8 protein-coding genes are annotated in these 13657 nt (G+C 58.0%); 7 read left to right on the plus strand and 1 reads right to left on the minus strand.

The window, feature by feature from the left end:
- Positions 1 to 17: 17 nt before the first annotated feature.
- The 4 genes from FY034_RS02190 (at position 18) to FY034_RS02205 (ending at position 6551) form a co-directional block, all read left to right on the plus strand.
- Positions 18 to 1241 carry an aspartate kinase gene (locus FY034_RS02190; RefSeq protein ID WP_265553409.1) on the plus strand — a complete coding sequence of 408 codons (1224 nt, stop codon included), beginning with the start codon at positions 18 to 20 and terminating at the stop codon, positions 1239 to 1241.
- Positions 1242 to 1821: 580 nt separating this feature from the next.
- Positions 1822 to 3669, plus strand: a complete 1848-nt coding sequence (locus tag FY034_RS02195) for a TonB-dependent receptor plug domain-containing protein (RefSeq protein ID WP_265553410.1) — start codon at positions 1822 to 1824, stop codon at positions 3667 to 3669.
- Positions 3669 to 4526 carry an ABC transporter substrate-binding protein gene (locus FY034_RS02200; protein WP_265553411.1) on the plus strand — a complete coding sequence of 286 codons (858 nt, stop codon included), beginning with the start codon at positions 3669 to 3671 and terminating at the stop codon, positions 4524 to 4526. Before FY034_RS02195 ends, FY034_RS02200 begins: the two co-directional genes overlap by 1 nt.
- 93 nt (positions 4527 to 4619) lie before the next feature.
- Positions 4620 to 6551 carry a hybrid sensor histidine kinase/response regulator gene (locus tag FY034_RS02205; protein ID WP_265553412.1) on the plus strand — a complete coding sequence of 644 codons (1932 nt, stop codon included), beginning with the start codon at positions 4620 to 4622 and terminating at the stop codon, positions 6549 to 6551.
- Between the two features lie 128 nt (positions 6552 to 6679).
- Here the strand turns inward: FY034_RS02205 and uvrC are convergent, their stop codons facing one another.
- Positions 6680 to 8494, minus strand: a complete 1815-nt coding sequence (uvrC, locus tag FY034_RS02210) for an excinuclease ABC subunit UvrC (RefSeq protein ID WP_265553414.1) — start codon at positions 8492 to 8494, stop codon at positions 6680 to 6682.
- A gap of 227 nt (positions 8495 to 8721) precedes the next feature.
- On the opposite strand from uvrC, the gene FY034_RS02215 reads away from it, so the two are divergent.
- From FY034_RS02215 to FY034_RS02225, 3 genes are all read left to right on the plus strand, one after another.
- The gene (locus FY034_RS02215; RefSeq protein WP_265553416.1) at positions 8722 to 9939 is read left to right on the plus strand and encodes an ammonium transporter; all 1218 of its coding nucleotides are present in this window, start codon (positions 8722 to 8724) and stop codon (positions 9937 to 9939) included.
- A gap of 274 nt (positions 9940 to 10213) precedes the next feature.
- Positions 10214 to 13006 carry a tetratricopeptide repeat protein gene (locus FY034_RS02220; protein ID WP_265555199.1) on the plus strand — a complete coding sequence of 931 codons (2793 nt, stop codon included), beginning with the start codon at positions 10214 to 10216 and terminating at the stop codon, positions 13004 to 13006.
- A gap of 1 nt (position 13007) precedes the next feature.
- Positions 13008 to 13592, plus strand: a complete 585-nt coding sequence (locus FY034_RS02225) for a LysM peptidoglycan-binding domain-containing protein (RefSeq protein ID WP_265553418.1) — start codon at positions 13008 to 13010, stop codon at positions 13590 to 13592.
- The last annotated feature ends 65 nt before the right edge of the window (positions 13593 to 13657 follow it).

Raw genomic sequence — 13657 nt, forward strand, 5'->3', positions numbered from 1 at the left:
TGCACCACGAGGTTGGTATGGCATCTGTTGTTCAAAAATATGGCGGCTCCGCAGTTACCTCTCCGGAGCAGATCAGGAAGATCGCCGAGCGGATCATTCAGTCCTACAACGACCGGAATGATGTGGTGGTGGTCATCTCGGCACGGGCAGGTGAAACCAACCGCCTGATTGAGATGGCCCAGGAGATGTGCCCGCGCCAGACCGGCAGTGAATATGATCTGCTGATCTCCGCCGGGGAGCAGGTCTCGATCGGTCTGCTGGCGCTCTGTATCAGCTCCCTGGGCTACAAGGTCAGAACCTATCTGGGCTGGCAGGTGCCGATCATCACCGATTCGCTGCATACCAGGGCCTCCATAGAATATATTGATCCGGCAAAAATAAGGGCAGACCTCAACCATGGTGCCATTGTGCTGGTTGCCGGATTCCAGGGGATTGATCGCAGCGGCACCATTACCACCCTGGGGCGGGGCGGTGGTGACACCTCTGCCGTTGCCCTGGCCCACGCACTGGGAGCAGAGGTGTGTGAACTGTACTCTGATGTTGACGGCATCTTTACTGCAGACCCGGCCATCTGCGATGATGCCCGCAAGATTGAGAAGATTTCCTACGATGAGATGCTGGAACTGGCCAGCCAGGGGGCGCGGGGCGTCCAGATCCGTGCCATTGAGTACGCAAAGAAGCATTCAGTGACCATTCATGTCCGCTCGGCCTTTACTGCCGAACGGGGCACCCTGGTCGTAAAGGAGCATATGCCTATGGAAGGTGTGGTTGTTACCGGGATTGTGGCAGACAAGAATGAGGCAAAGATCGCGGTGCTCGGCGTGCCCGACAAGCCGGGCAGTGCCGCTAAGATCCTGACCGGTCTGGCTGATAAGGATATTTCAGTTGATATGATTGTCCAGAACGTGGGGCAGGATGGTCTGGCTGATATCACCTTCTCGATCTCAAAGACCGATCTTGAAAAGGCGCACCAGATTACCACCCAGATTGCCAAAGAGGTCAATGCGCGGGAGGTGCTTGCCGACCGGAACATCAGCAAGGTCTCGATTGTCGGCCTGGGTATGAAAAATCACGCCGGTGTGGCAGCCCGGATGTTTACCGCACTGGCCTACAACAACATTAATATCCAGATGATCTCCACCTCGGAAATCAAGGTCTCGGTGGCCATTGAAGAGAAGTACACCGAACTTGCCGTGCGGGTCCTGCATGAGGCCTTCAAGGTGGATCAGTGCAGCGGGTGATGGCACGTAGCTCAACAGGCTGATGGGATTGTAGGCTACTGCAGGTCGTGGTCTCAGTATATTAGCCAGTCTTTCTTAAATTCAATCATGCAGGTACTGGGCCTAATTTTCTGTAGGGAAGGCTTGCCGAATGAGTTTTCCACGCAGGAGCAGGTGTGCCTCGACCATCCATGGTTTGGCTGTGCAGGCACAGGCTGCAACTATGATCCTCCCTGTCTTGAATCGCCGGTTTGGGCATGACCAGTGAAAAGGAAGCATCTCGTAGGCTGACTAGGTTGATGTCTACCCGACGTGTGCTGATAGGACAAGCGTGCAGGTAAAGGGTAAGGCACTGAATAGCTTTCTTACAAACAAAATGAAGAGTGGCTTGCCTCTCTTGAAGAGCAGGTGCTAGGTGAGTTTTCTCGCCTACTGGTTACTTTGCAACAATTTGCCATGATTTTTCTCCATCTAATAATATTTCCAGTTTCTCGTTCATAGATTGACATCTCCCTTTACTATTAAATGCAGCATGGATTGAGTGCTGGACAAGCATTCCTTTGTTCTGTTAAATTTTATCGGTTTGAAAAAGGACCGGCCCATGGTATTCCGCAAACTTCAACATAGCCTACGGGTTGTGCTGTCAGCGATCTTTCTAATCGCCTGGCTTGCGCCTGCCCTGCTGCAGGCTGCTGAGACGCCGGATGAGGATACCTTAGATCTGTTCACGGCCTGGCGAGAAGAGACTGCCAGCGCCACTCGTTCCCCCAAACCGCTCTCCCAGACTGCTGAAAATGTCAGTGTTGTTACGGCCCGTGAGATCAAGGCGCTCAACGCCCATACTCTGGCTGATGTGCTGGATCTGGTGCCGGGCCTGCAACTTTCCCACAACGGTGGCCCCGGTATCGTCGCCTATCCGATGATTCAGGGCGCCAGTTTCGAACATGTGCTGTTGCTTTTGGATGGCATCCCCCTTACTAATGTTGGTTCCAATTTTTCAGATGTAAGCACTATTCCAGCCCGGATCATCGAGCGGGTGGAGATCGTCAAGGGACCGGCCTCCACCGCCTGGGGGTCAGCCCTGGGCGGAGTGATTAACGTCATTACCAAGTCACCGGAGCGGGAACGTGCTGTCAGCGGCACTGCCACAGCCTCCATCGGTGACCGCAGCACCAGTGACTCTTCTCTGGAGCTGAGCGGCAGCAGCAACCGTCTTGGTTACTATCTGTCTGCCGGTTTTCTGGGCAGTGACGGTCTGGTTCCCTTCACTAGCATCAACAGCAGCACCTACCATGGCCGCCTGACCTGGGACCTGCCCAACCAGGGCCAGCTTTATACCCAGTTTAACGGTACCTTCAGCCGCCAGGGCGACCTGTACGTCCCCAGCTATGACCTGACCCAGCAGGATGATAAGCGCCTACTCAACGTGCTGGTCGGTCTGCGCCAACCCCTGACCGAGCGCCTGGAGCTGGCAATCAGCGGCTATCACACCTTTCTTCGTCAGGAATCAGCCTATTACAACATCAGTGACGGCGTGGTCTGGTGGGGGCAATCGCCGGACCTGCCCAAAGCCTTTGCGACAGAAAGCTCGCTGGGGGGCACTGCCAGTCTAACTTGGCGGGGTGAGCAGCAGTTGTTGGTGCTTGGCGCTGACTACCGTCACCTGGAGATCACGAGCAACTCGGTTGATACCTATACCTACAGTCCCTATAGCCGCCAGGCCAACCGCTGGGGGCTGTTCCTGAACGACACCATCACCCTGGGTAGTGTCAGTATCACCCCTGGTGTGCGGCTGGATCACCCCCAGACCGCCCCGCATCAGTTCAGTGCCTCCCTGGGCGCCACCTGGCAGGTAACTGACAACACCTTGCTGCGGGCCTACCTGGCCCGGGGCTACGGCATGCCGGTGCTGACCCCGCAATACGACCCTCGGCCCACCAAGATCTTGAGCGCCCAGATCGGGGCTGAGAACACCAGTATCCCCTACCTCTGGCTCAAGGCCTCCCTGTTCCGCAATATGACTTGGGGGGCTGACACCGAGCAACAGTTGGCGCAGGGAACCGAACTTGAAGTAAAGACCAAACCGGTGTTCCATACAGCTCTGGGAGCCGGTTGGACCTATGCCGATACCCACCGCACCAGCGACGGCGCGACGGTGCATGGTGACAAACCAACCCAAACCCTGAAACTCTCCCTGTCCTATGACGACTCTATCTTCCGGGGCATGCTTACCGGCCGCCACATCTTCTGGAACAATGCACCAGACGATCATGGCAAGAACGGCCTGATCTGGGATCTGCATCTGGGAGCCACCCTGTTCCAGCATGAGAATACCGCCTTAGAACTGTTCTTCTCCGGCCGCAACCTGTTCAATAGCCGCTATTACAGCCGGGATGTCTTTCCCAACGTTGGCCGCTGGTTTGAAGGCGGACTGCGGGTGAAGTTCTGATGCGGCGCCTGGTCCTGTGCATAGTCGCCCTGGCGTTGTTGGTTCCCTCATTGGCCCAGGCCTATGACCTGCTGGTGCTGCAGAGCAAGCGCAGCCCGGCTTACGATGAGGTGCTGAAAGGGTTTAGCGAGAGGCGGAACGTTTCCCGGCGGGTGATTGTGCTGTCCGACTATGCCGAGGTGGATGTGGTCCGGATTGCACGGGAGGACCGTCCGACGCTGATCCTGGCAGTGGGAGACACGGCCCTGGCAGCGGCCCGCAAGGTACGCACCATCCCGGTGGTGGCCCTGATGTCACTTGATCTGCGCCGGACGCAGGCGGCCCAGCCGAACCTGACCGGCATCGATATGTTTGTGGCACCGGAAAACTATTGCAATCTGCTGCATCAGATGAAGGTGCGCCGTGTGGGGATAGTCTATAATCCCGCCAGAAGCGGCTGGTATCTCCGTCAGGCGCGGCAGGCTGCCGAAAGGGCAGGCATCGTGCTGGTGGCGCGCGAGGTGACGGACCCCCGCGATACCCTGGCCAGGCTTGCGTCGCTGGCCGGCAAGGTGGATGCGCTCTGGATGCTGCCGGATGTCACGGCGGTAACCAGGGAAACGGCAGAGGCCTACTTCCATTTCAGTCAGCAACAGGCGGTGCCGGTGGTGTCGTTTGCCGCCAACTACCTGGGGCTGGGGGCAGCTGCCGTGTTTGAGATCGATCGTGCGGCCCTGGGACGTCAGGCCAGTGAGATGGTGACATCACTGCTTGATGGAGAGGGCATTGAGAGTACCTCGCTAAGCTTTCCCCATGGCGTCATACTCAAGACCAATGCCGGCATCCTGAAGCGCCTGGGGGCATCCCTTGATGAATGATGCAGCAGGAAACCGAATAGTGCCGTTGCCGATATCCGGACCGTATGGAGGATATTCCGGCGGTGTCATGATTACCTTTCTAAGGAGTTGACCATGTTACGATGCGTCAGGTGGTCAAACATCCGTACCAGGTTTCAATGCAAGCTCTTCCTGATCTTTACCCTGCTGACCTTTCTGATCGTCTCCACACTCAGTGTCCTCTTTATTATCCATGAGATTCAAAAATCAAAAACAGCTGCGGCTGCACTTCTCCGGCTGCAGGTAGAGTATCTGGCTGAAGCGATCCGGCTGCCGCTGTTTGCAGAAAACACCGAGCTGCTGCGTCAGATGGCTGAACAGGCCGCCCGGTTGCCGGAAGTCCGCGCGGTGGTGATCAGCGCACCGGACGGCAGGGTCTTGGCGGCGGTCTACCCTGCCTCATCGTCCGGCGGCTCTGAGGAGGTACTCAGGCAAAGGATCGAGGTCTGCAGCAATCCCCAGACCGGCTCGCCGATCGAGTCCCTGGTTGATGGACATGATACGCCGTCACTACTGGGCAGCGTGCGGATCGAACGTGGTACGGCCGATATGGATCGGGCCGTCCGTAAGCTGATTGCCTGGTCAGTGGCCCTGGCCCTGCTCTTCTGGCTGGCAGTCTCTCTGCTCAGCCATCTGGTGCTGCGGCAGCTGACCCGTTCATTCAATAATCTGATGAGCGGTATTGCCGCCCTGCAGGATGGCGAGTACGGTACCCTGATCGAGGTTGATTCCGATGATGAGCCGGGCCGTGCTGCGGCAGCAGTCAACGGCCTGGCGCGTTCGCTGCAACAGCGTTCCGAGGAGAACAGACAGGCCAAGGAGGAGCTGCTGCAGGCCAAGTCCGAAGCTGAGGCTGCCAATTCCGCCAAGTCTGAATTTCTGGCCAACATGAGCCATGAAATCCGTACCCCCATGAGCGGGCTGATCGGCAATGCCCAACTGCTGCGCTTGACCCAGCTGAACGCTGAGCAGACGGGGTACCTGGCCAACATTGAGACTGATGCGAAAAACCTGATGTCGTTAATCAACGACGTGCTGGATATCTCCAAGATCGAGGCCGGAAAACTCGAACTTGAGAGTGCGCCGTTCAGCCTGCGTAGTTGCGTTGCTCAACTGCTCAAGTCGCAAGAGTCGCGGATAGCCGCCAAGGCGATTGTGCTTACGCAGGAAATCGCTGCCGATCTCCCTGATAGCCTGTTCGGCGATCAGTTGCGTCTCAAGCAGATCCTGTACAATCTGGTGGGGAACGCCATCAAATTTACCACTAAGGGTGAGATCCGGGTCGTGGTTGAGCTGCTGGAGCGCCATGATGATAAGGCCCGCTTCTGCTTCAGCGTCAGTGACACCGGTATCGGTATCAAGCCGGAGGCACGTGAGAAGATCTTTGCACCGTTTATTCAGGCTGATGCCACCGTCAGCCGTCGCTTCGGCGGCACCGGTCTGGGGTTGTCGATCTGCAGCCGGCTGGTCCAGCAGATGGGCGGGGAGATAACCGTTGAGAGCCAGGAAGGGAAAGGCAGCACCTTCTCCGTCACCCTGCCGTTCCTGATCAACTCCCAGCCGCTGCCGCAGCAGGAAGCGCTGCCACAGGACAAAAAACCGACGTGGGAGGGGGCTCCATTACGAATTCTGCTGGCGGATGACAGTGAAACCAACTGCATGATGTTGAGTATTCTGCTCTCCCGCTTCGGCCACAGCGTCACACCGGCAGGTGATGGGGCTGAGGTGCTGCAGCAGTGGCAAAAGGGTGGTTTTGATGTTGTCCTGATGGATATTCAGATGCCGGTGATGGATGGTATGGAGACGACCCGGATTATCAGGGAACATGAAAGCAAAAACGGTGGACACCTCCCCATTATTGCCCTGACGGCCCATGCGATGAAAGAGACGAGAGAACATATGCTGGGTTCCGGTTTTGACGGCTATGTCGCAAAGCCGATCGACCTTGGTGTCCTGCATGCTGAAATGAAGCGGGTGGTGCTGCAGGATGGGGGGCAGGCTGGATAACGAATGCAGCGTAACAGCTAAAACCAACCCCCCTCAATCCCCCCTTATCAGGGGGGAAGCCTTTAAGCTCCCCTGACAAGGGGAGGTTTGGAGGGGGTCGGTGCGAAACAACAGGATGTTCTAAAATATTAGGTCTTAATCAATCGCGCCAGTTCCTGACTGATGCCTGCCACGGTGGCAAGTTCCTCAACCGCGGCATTTTTAATCCCTTCCAGAGAACCAAATCGTGTCAGGAGCAGCCGCTCAAGTTTCGGCCCGATACCGGGAATCTCCCGCAGGGTTGAACGCAGCGTTTCTCTGTCCCGCAGGCTGCGGTGGTACCCGATGGCAAAGCGGTGTGCCTCGTCCCGGATGGCTGCCAGCAGCTTCAGTGGGGCAGAGTCCTGCCGCAGTCTGACCGGGTTGCGGCGGCCCGGCAGAAAGACCCGTTCTTCAGTGCGCTCCAGGTGGATATCCTTGCCGTCCCCTTTGACCCTGCTTTTGGCCAGCGACACAACTGCCAGCCGCTCTGAAAGTCCCAGCTCAGCCAGCACCGACAGGGTGCTGTTCAGCTGTCCGATACCGCCATCCACCACCACCAGCTCCGGCAGCCCCCACTGCTCGATCCGTTCCGCTGCAAAGCGCCTTGCAAAGACCTCCTGCAACATCCCGAAATCGTCCTGTCCCTGACTGTTCCTGATCCGATAGCGCCGGTAGCGCTCCTTGTCCGGCAGGCCATCCAGGAAGGCTACGCCACTCCCGACGGAATGACGCCCCTGCAGGGTGGAGATGTCATAACACTCAATCCGGCGGGGCAGCTGGGGCAAGGCAAGTTTCTGCTGCAGCTCTGCAAGGGTTCGTGCAATGCCCTGGCTGGCTGCTGATTTTTCAGTCAGCGCGGCCTGGGCATTGCGGGCCGCCAGGTTGACCAGATCGAGCTTGGTGCCACGCCGGGGCTGGTGCAGATGTACCTTCCTGCCCTTCAGTTCGCTTAACCACTCCTCCAGGGTGCTGCCGGTATCAAGCGTCAGCGGCAGCAACAGCTCGTCGGGAATAAAACGTTCAGCGCTGTAGTAGTGTTGGATGAAGGCGGCCAGGGTGTCGGCAGTATCCAGCCCCCCCGAGCCATGCAGGATCATGCTGCCGGACAGGCTGCCGCCCCGCACGAACAGCACGGCAATCGCCAGCTGTTCTTCGCTGCTGGCCAGTCCGAGGATGTCGCTGTCGCCGCCCTGGCTGACCATCTTCTGGCGCTCAAGGGTGGTGTCAATCGCCTTGAGCAGGTCACGCCAGCGGGCTGCCTCTTCGTAGCGCAGCCCCTCGGCAGCCTCCTTCATCCGCTGTTTGAAGCCATTCACCAGATCTCTGCTTTTCCCTTCCAGGAACAGGATCGCCCCCTCCACCAGCAGGCTGTACTCCGCGGCTGTAATCAGGTTATGGCAGGGGGCGCTGCATTGGCCGATCTGGTGATACAGACAGGGGCGTGAGCGGTTCAGGCAGGTCTTTAACGGGTAGTGGCGCAGCGGAAACATCCGCTGCAGCTGACGCAGGACCTCCCGGGCTGCGCTGGCAGAGGCGTAGGGGCCAAAATAACGTGCGCCGTCGCGGCTGACCTTGCGCACCACCGTGAAGCGGGGAAAACGCTCAGTGAGGTCGATACGGAGCGAAAAGAAGGTCTTGTCGTCCTTCAGGTTGAGATTGTAGCGCGGCTGATGCTGCTTGATCAGGGTGTTTTCCAGCAGCAGGGCCTCTTTTTCGGTGTCGGTGATGGTGAATTCAATCGAGTTGACCCGTGCCATCAGGAAACGGACCTGGGGGCGTCCATCGGTCGCACCGAAGTAGTTGCTGACCCGTTGTCGCAGATTACGGGCCTTGCCAACATAAAGGATCGTGCCGTTGGTATCCCGCATCAGGTAGACGCCGGGGGCGGTGGGAAAGCTGCGGATGCTGTCGCGAAGTTCCATGGGGTGATTGTAGCATTGCCGTTGAAAAAGGAAAGCGCACAGTGCTGATTAAATTTGGTGCATATGTGCGCTAAAATTGTGCAGCAGTGACTGCCTCAAATTTATGCTAAAGCTCCATTTTTCAGGCAGTTGAATTGCAAGTTGCTGATTGGCCACGTTTTTGCTTGCATAATAGCTGCCATCAATTGATGCAGTGCAGTCTACATTATGCCCAGGAGGCAGCAGCAATGGAGTTGTCACCCCTTACCCCCCTGAAACAAAGCGGAGATGTCCTGTTTTTGATGCTCGGTGCCGTGATGGTCTTTGCCATGCACGCCGGATTCGCCTTTCTCGAGGTGGGATCGGTCCGCAAGAAGAGCCAGGTCAACGCCTTTGTAAAGATTCTGACTGACTGGTCCGTTTCAACCGTTGTCTATTTTTTGATCGGCTTTCCGCTGGCCTACGGTATCTCGTTTCTCAAGCCGGCTGACCAGCTGATGCAGGGCGCCATGGGCTATGACCTGGTCCATTACTTCTTTCTGCTCTGCTTCGCTGCCTGTATCCCGGCCATTATTTCCGGTGGTATTGCAGAACGGGCCAAGTTCTGGCCCCAAGTGGTGGCAGGGGCGGTCTTTGCCGGTCTGTGCTATCCGCTGTTCGAGTCATTGATCTGGGGCAAGAACGCCGCGCTGCTGCAGGGGGTCTTTAAGTCAATCGGTGGGCTTGAGTTTCACGATTATGCCGGTTCGGTGGTGGTGCACTCCATTGGCGGCTGGATCGCACTGCCGGCGGTGATCCTGCTGGGGGCACGGAAAGGGCGCTATCAGCATGGCAAATCCCACCCGCTGCCGATCAGTAATATCCCGTTTCTCGCGCTTGGTTCCTGGATTCTGGCCGTGGGCTGGTTTGGCTTCAATGTGATGAGCGCCGGCAACCTTGAAAAGATCTCGGGCCTGGTGGCAGTCAACTCCCTGATGGCCATGGTGGGTGGCGTACTGGCTGCTCTGGTGGCAGGACGGAACGACCCGGGTTTTGTGCATAACGGCGCACTGGCGGGTCTGATTGCGGTCTGTGCCGGCAGTGATCTGATGCACCCCCTGGGAGCGCTGGTAACCGGAGCTATTGCGGCGGTTATCTTTGTCTATGGTTTTACCTTTGAACAGGAAAGGCTGAAGATTGACGATGTGCTGGGTGTCTGGCCGCTGCATGGGGTGATCGGTACCTGGGGAGGGATTGCCGCCGGTATCTTTGGTCAGAAATTTCTGGGCGGGATGGGTAACATCAGTTTTGTCTCCCAGTTGGCCGGTTCCCTGACTGCGGTGCTGTTTGCCGTTGCCAGCGGCCTGATTGTCTACGGTGCGCTCTCAAAAACGGTCGGTATCCGGATGCATGAAGAGGATGAGTATAACGGTCCTGACCTGGCAATCCATAAGATCGGGGCCTATCCGGAGGATCATATCCGCTAAGCGGTCTTTTTCGTTTCAGGCCTCGTCATACAGCAGAAGGGCTTGTGCGACGTACTTTTCTGTACGTCTCCGCGCCCTTCTTTGTCTGCCAAGCCCTGAAACAAAAAATCCTCGCTTAGTCAATGCTGGTGATTGTTTAAAACCCTCTGCTGCTCGCTTTCCGCGGTTGACAAGGGACGGTGAAGATGCTAAGGAATACCCATTTTACCCAAGTATTTCTTGGCAGTTACCACCGCCGTCCCGGTCAGCCGGGGAAAGGGTGTCCCCCGTGAAGATGCTTAGATACTGCCGAAGGCTAACGGCATTTCTTACTTGCCTGCTCATCGCCACCCTGCTGTGCGCAGCAACGGTCGTTGCTCAAGAGACTGAAGACTCCCAGCTGTTTCTCTCCGGATTCAATGCCTACCAGCAGAAAGAGTATCCTGCCGCAGTGTCCCGCCTTGGCGAGGTGCTGAAGAAATATCCTGACACCCCCCTGCGTGACATGACGCTGTTCTGGCTGGCCCGTGCCCATTACAAGGTTGGCAACCGTTCTGATGCAGCCCGCTATATGGCCCAGTTTACCCGGGAGTATCCTGATAACCCTTTGAAAAATACGGTTGAAGATGATCTGCTGGCGTTGGCAGCCCAGTATGAAAAAGGGCCGGGCAGTGCCGTTCAGGTTGCTGCAGCAACGCAGCTTGAGGCTGAAAAACAGCGTGCTGCAGAGGCCGCAGCCTTGGTTGCCAAAGAGAAGGCCGAGGCTGACCGTCTGGCAGCAGCCAAGCTGGAGGCAGAACGTGTAGCCCAGGAAAAGGCCGCCCAGGAGGCTGCTGAGAAGGCCCGCATCCTGAAGGCCAAGGCTGAAGCCGACCGGATCGCCCGTGAAAAGGCCGAGGCAGAGCGATTGGCAGCCATCAAACTGGAACAGGAAAAACAGCAGGCCGCGGCTGAAGCAGAGCGGATTGCCCGCGAGAAGGCCGAGGCGGATCGGCTGGCAGCAGCCAAGCTGGAGGCAGAACGTGCAGCCCAGGAAAAAGCCGCCCAGGAGGCTGCTGAGAAGGCCCGTATCCTGAAGGCCAAGGCTGAAGCTGACCGGATTGCCCGTGAGAAGGCCGAGGCGGATCGCCTGGCAGCAGCCAAGCTTGAGGCAGAGCGTGTAGCCCAGGAAAAGGCCTCCCAGGAGGCTGCTGAGAAGGCCCGTATCCTGAAGGCCAAGGCTGAAGCTGACCGGATCGCCCGTGAAAAGGCAGAAGCGGAGCGCCTGGCAGCAGTGAAGGCAGAAGAAGAACGACGCGCCAAAGAACAGGCCGCTGCAGAACAGCTTGCTGCCCAAAAGGCCGCTGAAGAACGTCGTGCTGCAGAGAAGGCTGCAATGGCTGCCGCTGAACAGAACGAGCGCGAACTCGCTGCCGCCCGTAAGGCTGAGGAGGCAAAGCTTGCTGCTGACCGGCTGCGTCAGGAACGGCTCGGTCTCAAAGAGAAGGCGATTGCCGGGTATAAAGGGATTCTGGAGCGCTTTCCCAATACCCCGGCAGCCCGTACTGCAGCCACACGCCTGAAGGAGCTGGGGGTGGCTGTGGTCGTGCCTCCTGCGGCGGCGCCTGCTCAGCCGGTTGAAAGCACCGCCACAGCTCAGGTGCTGACCCTTGAGGTGGCACAGTATGCCGCCTTTGAATTTGAGGTGCAGTCACCGCTGACGCCGGTTGAGGTGGCCCGTAAAAACACGATCCCGTTTGAGATCCAGAACCGCGGCAACGGTCAGGACAGCTTCTATCTTGCCTCCAGCTTTCCCGCAGAATTCGGGGCGCGCTTTGCTGCTGCAGCAACACCGGAGCAGTCGATCAATCAGACCCCACAGCTGGCCCCCGGTGAGAAATTCAAGGGTCTGTTGCTGCTGAGCGTGCCTGCAGCCTCAATTGATGGCCTCAGGATTGCCCATCCAGTAAAGGCAGCCTCCCAGTTCATGCCGGAGGCCTCCCAGAGCCGGACCGTGTCGCTTACTGCTGCCGCACCGCTGCTGCGTGCCGTGGTCAAGACCGACAAACCCCAGCTGCTGCCCGGTGAGACGGTGCAGTACCGGGTTACGGTGCTGAACGTCGGATCAACACCGGCAGAGGATGTTACCCTGCGTCTGAGCTTCCCGCCCCAGTATCAGGCGGTTGATTTTGCAGCAGCAGGATTCCGGCAGGAGATGGGAGCCGCGCTGGTGCTGGACGGGCTTGCACTCAAGTCCGGCGAGAGCCGTGAACTGGTGGCCACTTTCCAGCTTAAGGGCGAGGCCCTGGCAAAGGAAGAGCTGATTGTCCGGGCTGATCTGCTGAATAACCCGCTACAGACCAGGGGGACCTTCCTCTCCAACGCCACCTTTGTACTGCCGGTCAGTGAGCTGGGACTGAAGATGGCCACTGAGCGGGTCAAGGCGGTGCCGGGCCAGGTCGTGACGATCCCTGCCCGACTGGTCAATAAAGGCAACCAGCGCGAACGTTTCAGCCTGGTGGCCGGGTCAGGGGCGTTCCAGAAGGTGGTTGTGTACCATGACCTGAATCGTGATGGTCTGCGTCAGCCGGGTGAGTCCGAGGTGACAGCAATCGGGCCGCTGGGGCCAAAGGAAGAGGCGGCACTGCTGCTTGAGGTGACGACATCAAAGACGGCCCAGGATGGCACTCGCGAAAAGGTGTCCCTGAGCGCAGCCCCTGAGTCGCTTCAGGGTAAGCCGGTCATGGTGGAGGCAGAGATCGGCTATTCACGGCCGGTGCTGCAGCTGACCATGAAAGGGCGTGAAGGACGGATGGTCCCGGGAGACCTGCTGACGATCGACCTGGATGTGCTGAACCGTGGTTCCAATCTGGCCAAGCAGGTTGAACTGGAAGTAACCTGGCCTGAACAGATTGAGCTGGTGGCAGCCGATCAGGCTGCCGGCAAGACCGGAAGCGGCGCGTCACTCTGGCGCTTCAGTGAGCTTGGTGCCGGTGAAAAGCGGGTTGTCAAGGCATCGTTCAGAATCAAGTCCGGTACCGGAGTCGGCACTGGCGTCCAGCTGAAAAGCATCTTGACCTACCAGGATCAAGTGGGGAACAGGTACTGATATGCATCTACCAGGTGTTAAGATTCCACTGTTGGCACTACTGCTGTGCGGAGCGACAGCAAGCTGGGGCGGCGACTATCTCTACGCTCCCCGGCCGGTTGACGGTGCTGAGCCGGGTGAGGGGGTGCTGGTGCGGGAGGTCACGGTAAAAAAAGGTGATACCCTTTCCCACCTTTCAAAACGGTATGCGGGGCACGGCTACTACTATCCGCAGATCCTGCTTTTTAACGAGATCAGGAACCCGCACCGGATTCAGGTCGGGCAGGTAGTGCGGGTGCCGCTTTCACGCAAGGCCGGGCGGAAGCTGCAGAGCAATCTGGTGCTGCAGCACGATCAGGGACAGGCACCGGCGGCTGAGCCGTCAAAACACCAGATGGCTGAAAGACCGAAAACAGCACAGCAGCCGCCTCTGCGGCAGGGCGAGAAGAACGCCTACAGCCATGCCCTGGAGAGCTTTAAAAAGGGGGATTGCGAGACGGCAATCAAACAGTTCGACAGCTTTATCAGCCGCTACCCCGCTTCAGTCCTGCTGCCTGAAGCAACCTTGAACCGGGCGGAGTGCTACCTGAAGCTTTCAACAAAATAGCAGCGACACGACTGCTGCCTGCCTTACTAAAAGAACGGGCGTCCTGATTGGACGCCCGTTTCTGT

Origin of the sequence: Trichlorobacter lovleyi (assembly GCF_015239775.1) — a bacterium.
GTDB classification, from domain to species: Bacteria; Desulfobacterota; Desulfuromonadia; order Geobacterales; family Pseudopelobacteraceae; genus Trichlorobacter; species Trichlorobacter lovleyi_B.

Excerpts from the sequence above, each read along its gene's own strand:
- FY034_RS02190 (WP_265553409.1), top strand. The coding sequence starts at position 18 with ATGGCATCTGTTGTTCAAAAATATGGCGGCTCCGCAGTTACCTCTCCG.
- FY034_RS02195 (WP_265553410.1), top strand. The coding sequence starts at position 1,822 with ATGGTATTCCGCAAACTTCAACATAGCCTACGGGTTGTGCTGTCAGCG.
- FY034_RS02200 (WP_265553411.1), top strand. The coding sequence starts at position 3,669 with ATGCGGCGCCTGGTCCTGTGCATAGTCGCCCTGGCGTTGTTGGTTCCC.
- FY034_RS02205 (WP_265553412.1), top strand. The coding sequence starts at position 4,620 with ATGTTACGATGCGTCAGGTGGTCAAACATCCGTACCAGGTTTCAATGC.
- uvrC (WP_265553414.1), bottom strand. The coding sequence starts at position 8,494 with ATGGAACTTCGCGACAGCATCCGCAGCTTTCCCACCGCCCCCGGCGTC.
- FY034_RS02215 (WP_265553416.1), top strand. The coding sequence starts at position 8,722 with ATGGAGTTGTCACCCCTTACCCCCCTGAAACAAAGCGGAGATGTCCTG.
- FY034_RS02220 (WP_265555199.1), top strand. The coding sequence starts at position 10,214 with ATGCTTAGATACTGCCGAAGGCTAACGGCATTTCTTACTTGCCTGCTC.
- FY034_RS02225 (WP_265553418.1), top strand. The coding sequence starts at position 13,008 with ATGCATCTACCAGGTGTTAAGATTCCACTGTTGGCACTACTGCTGTGC.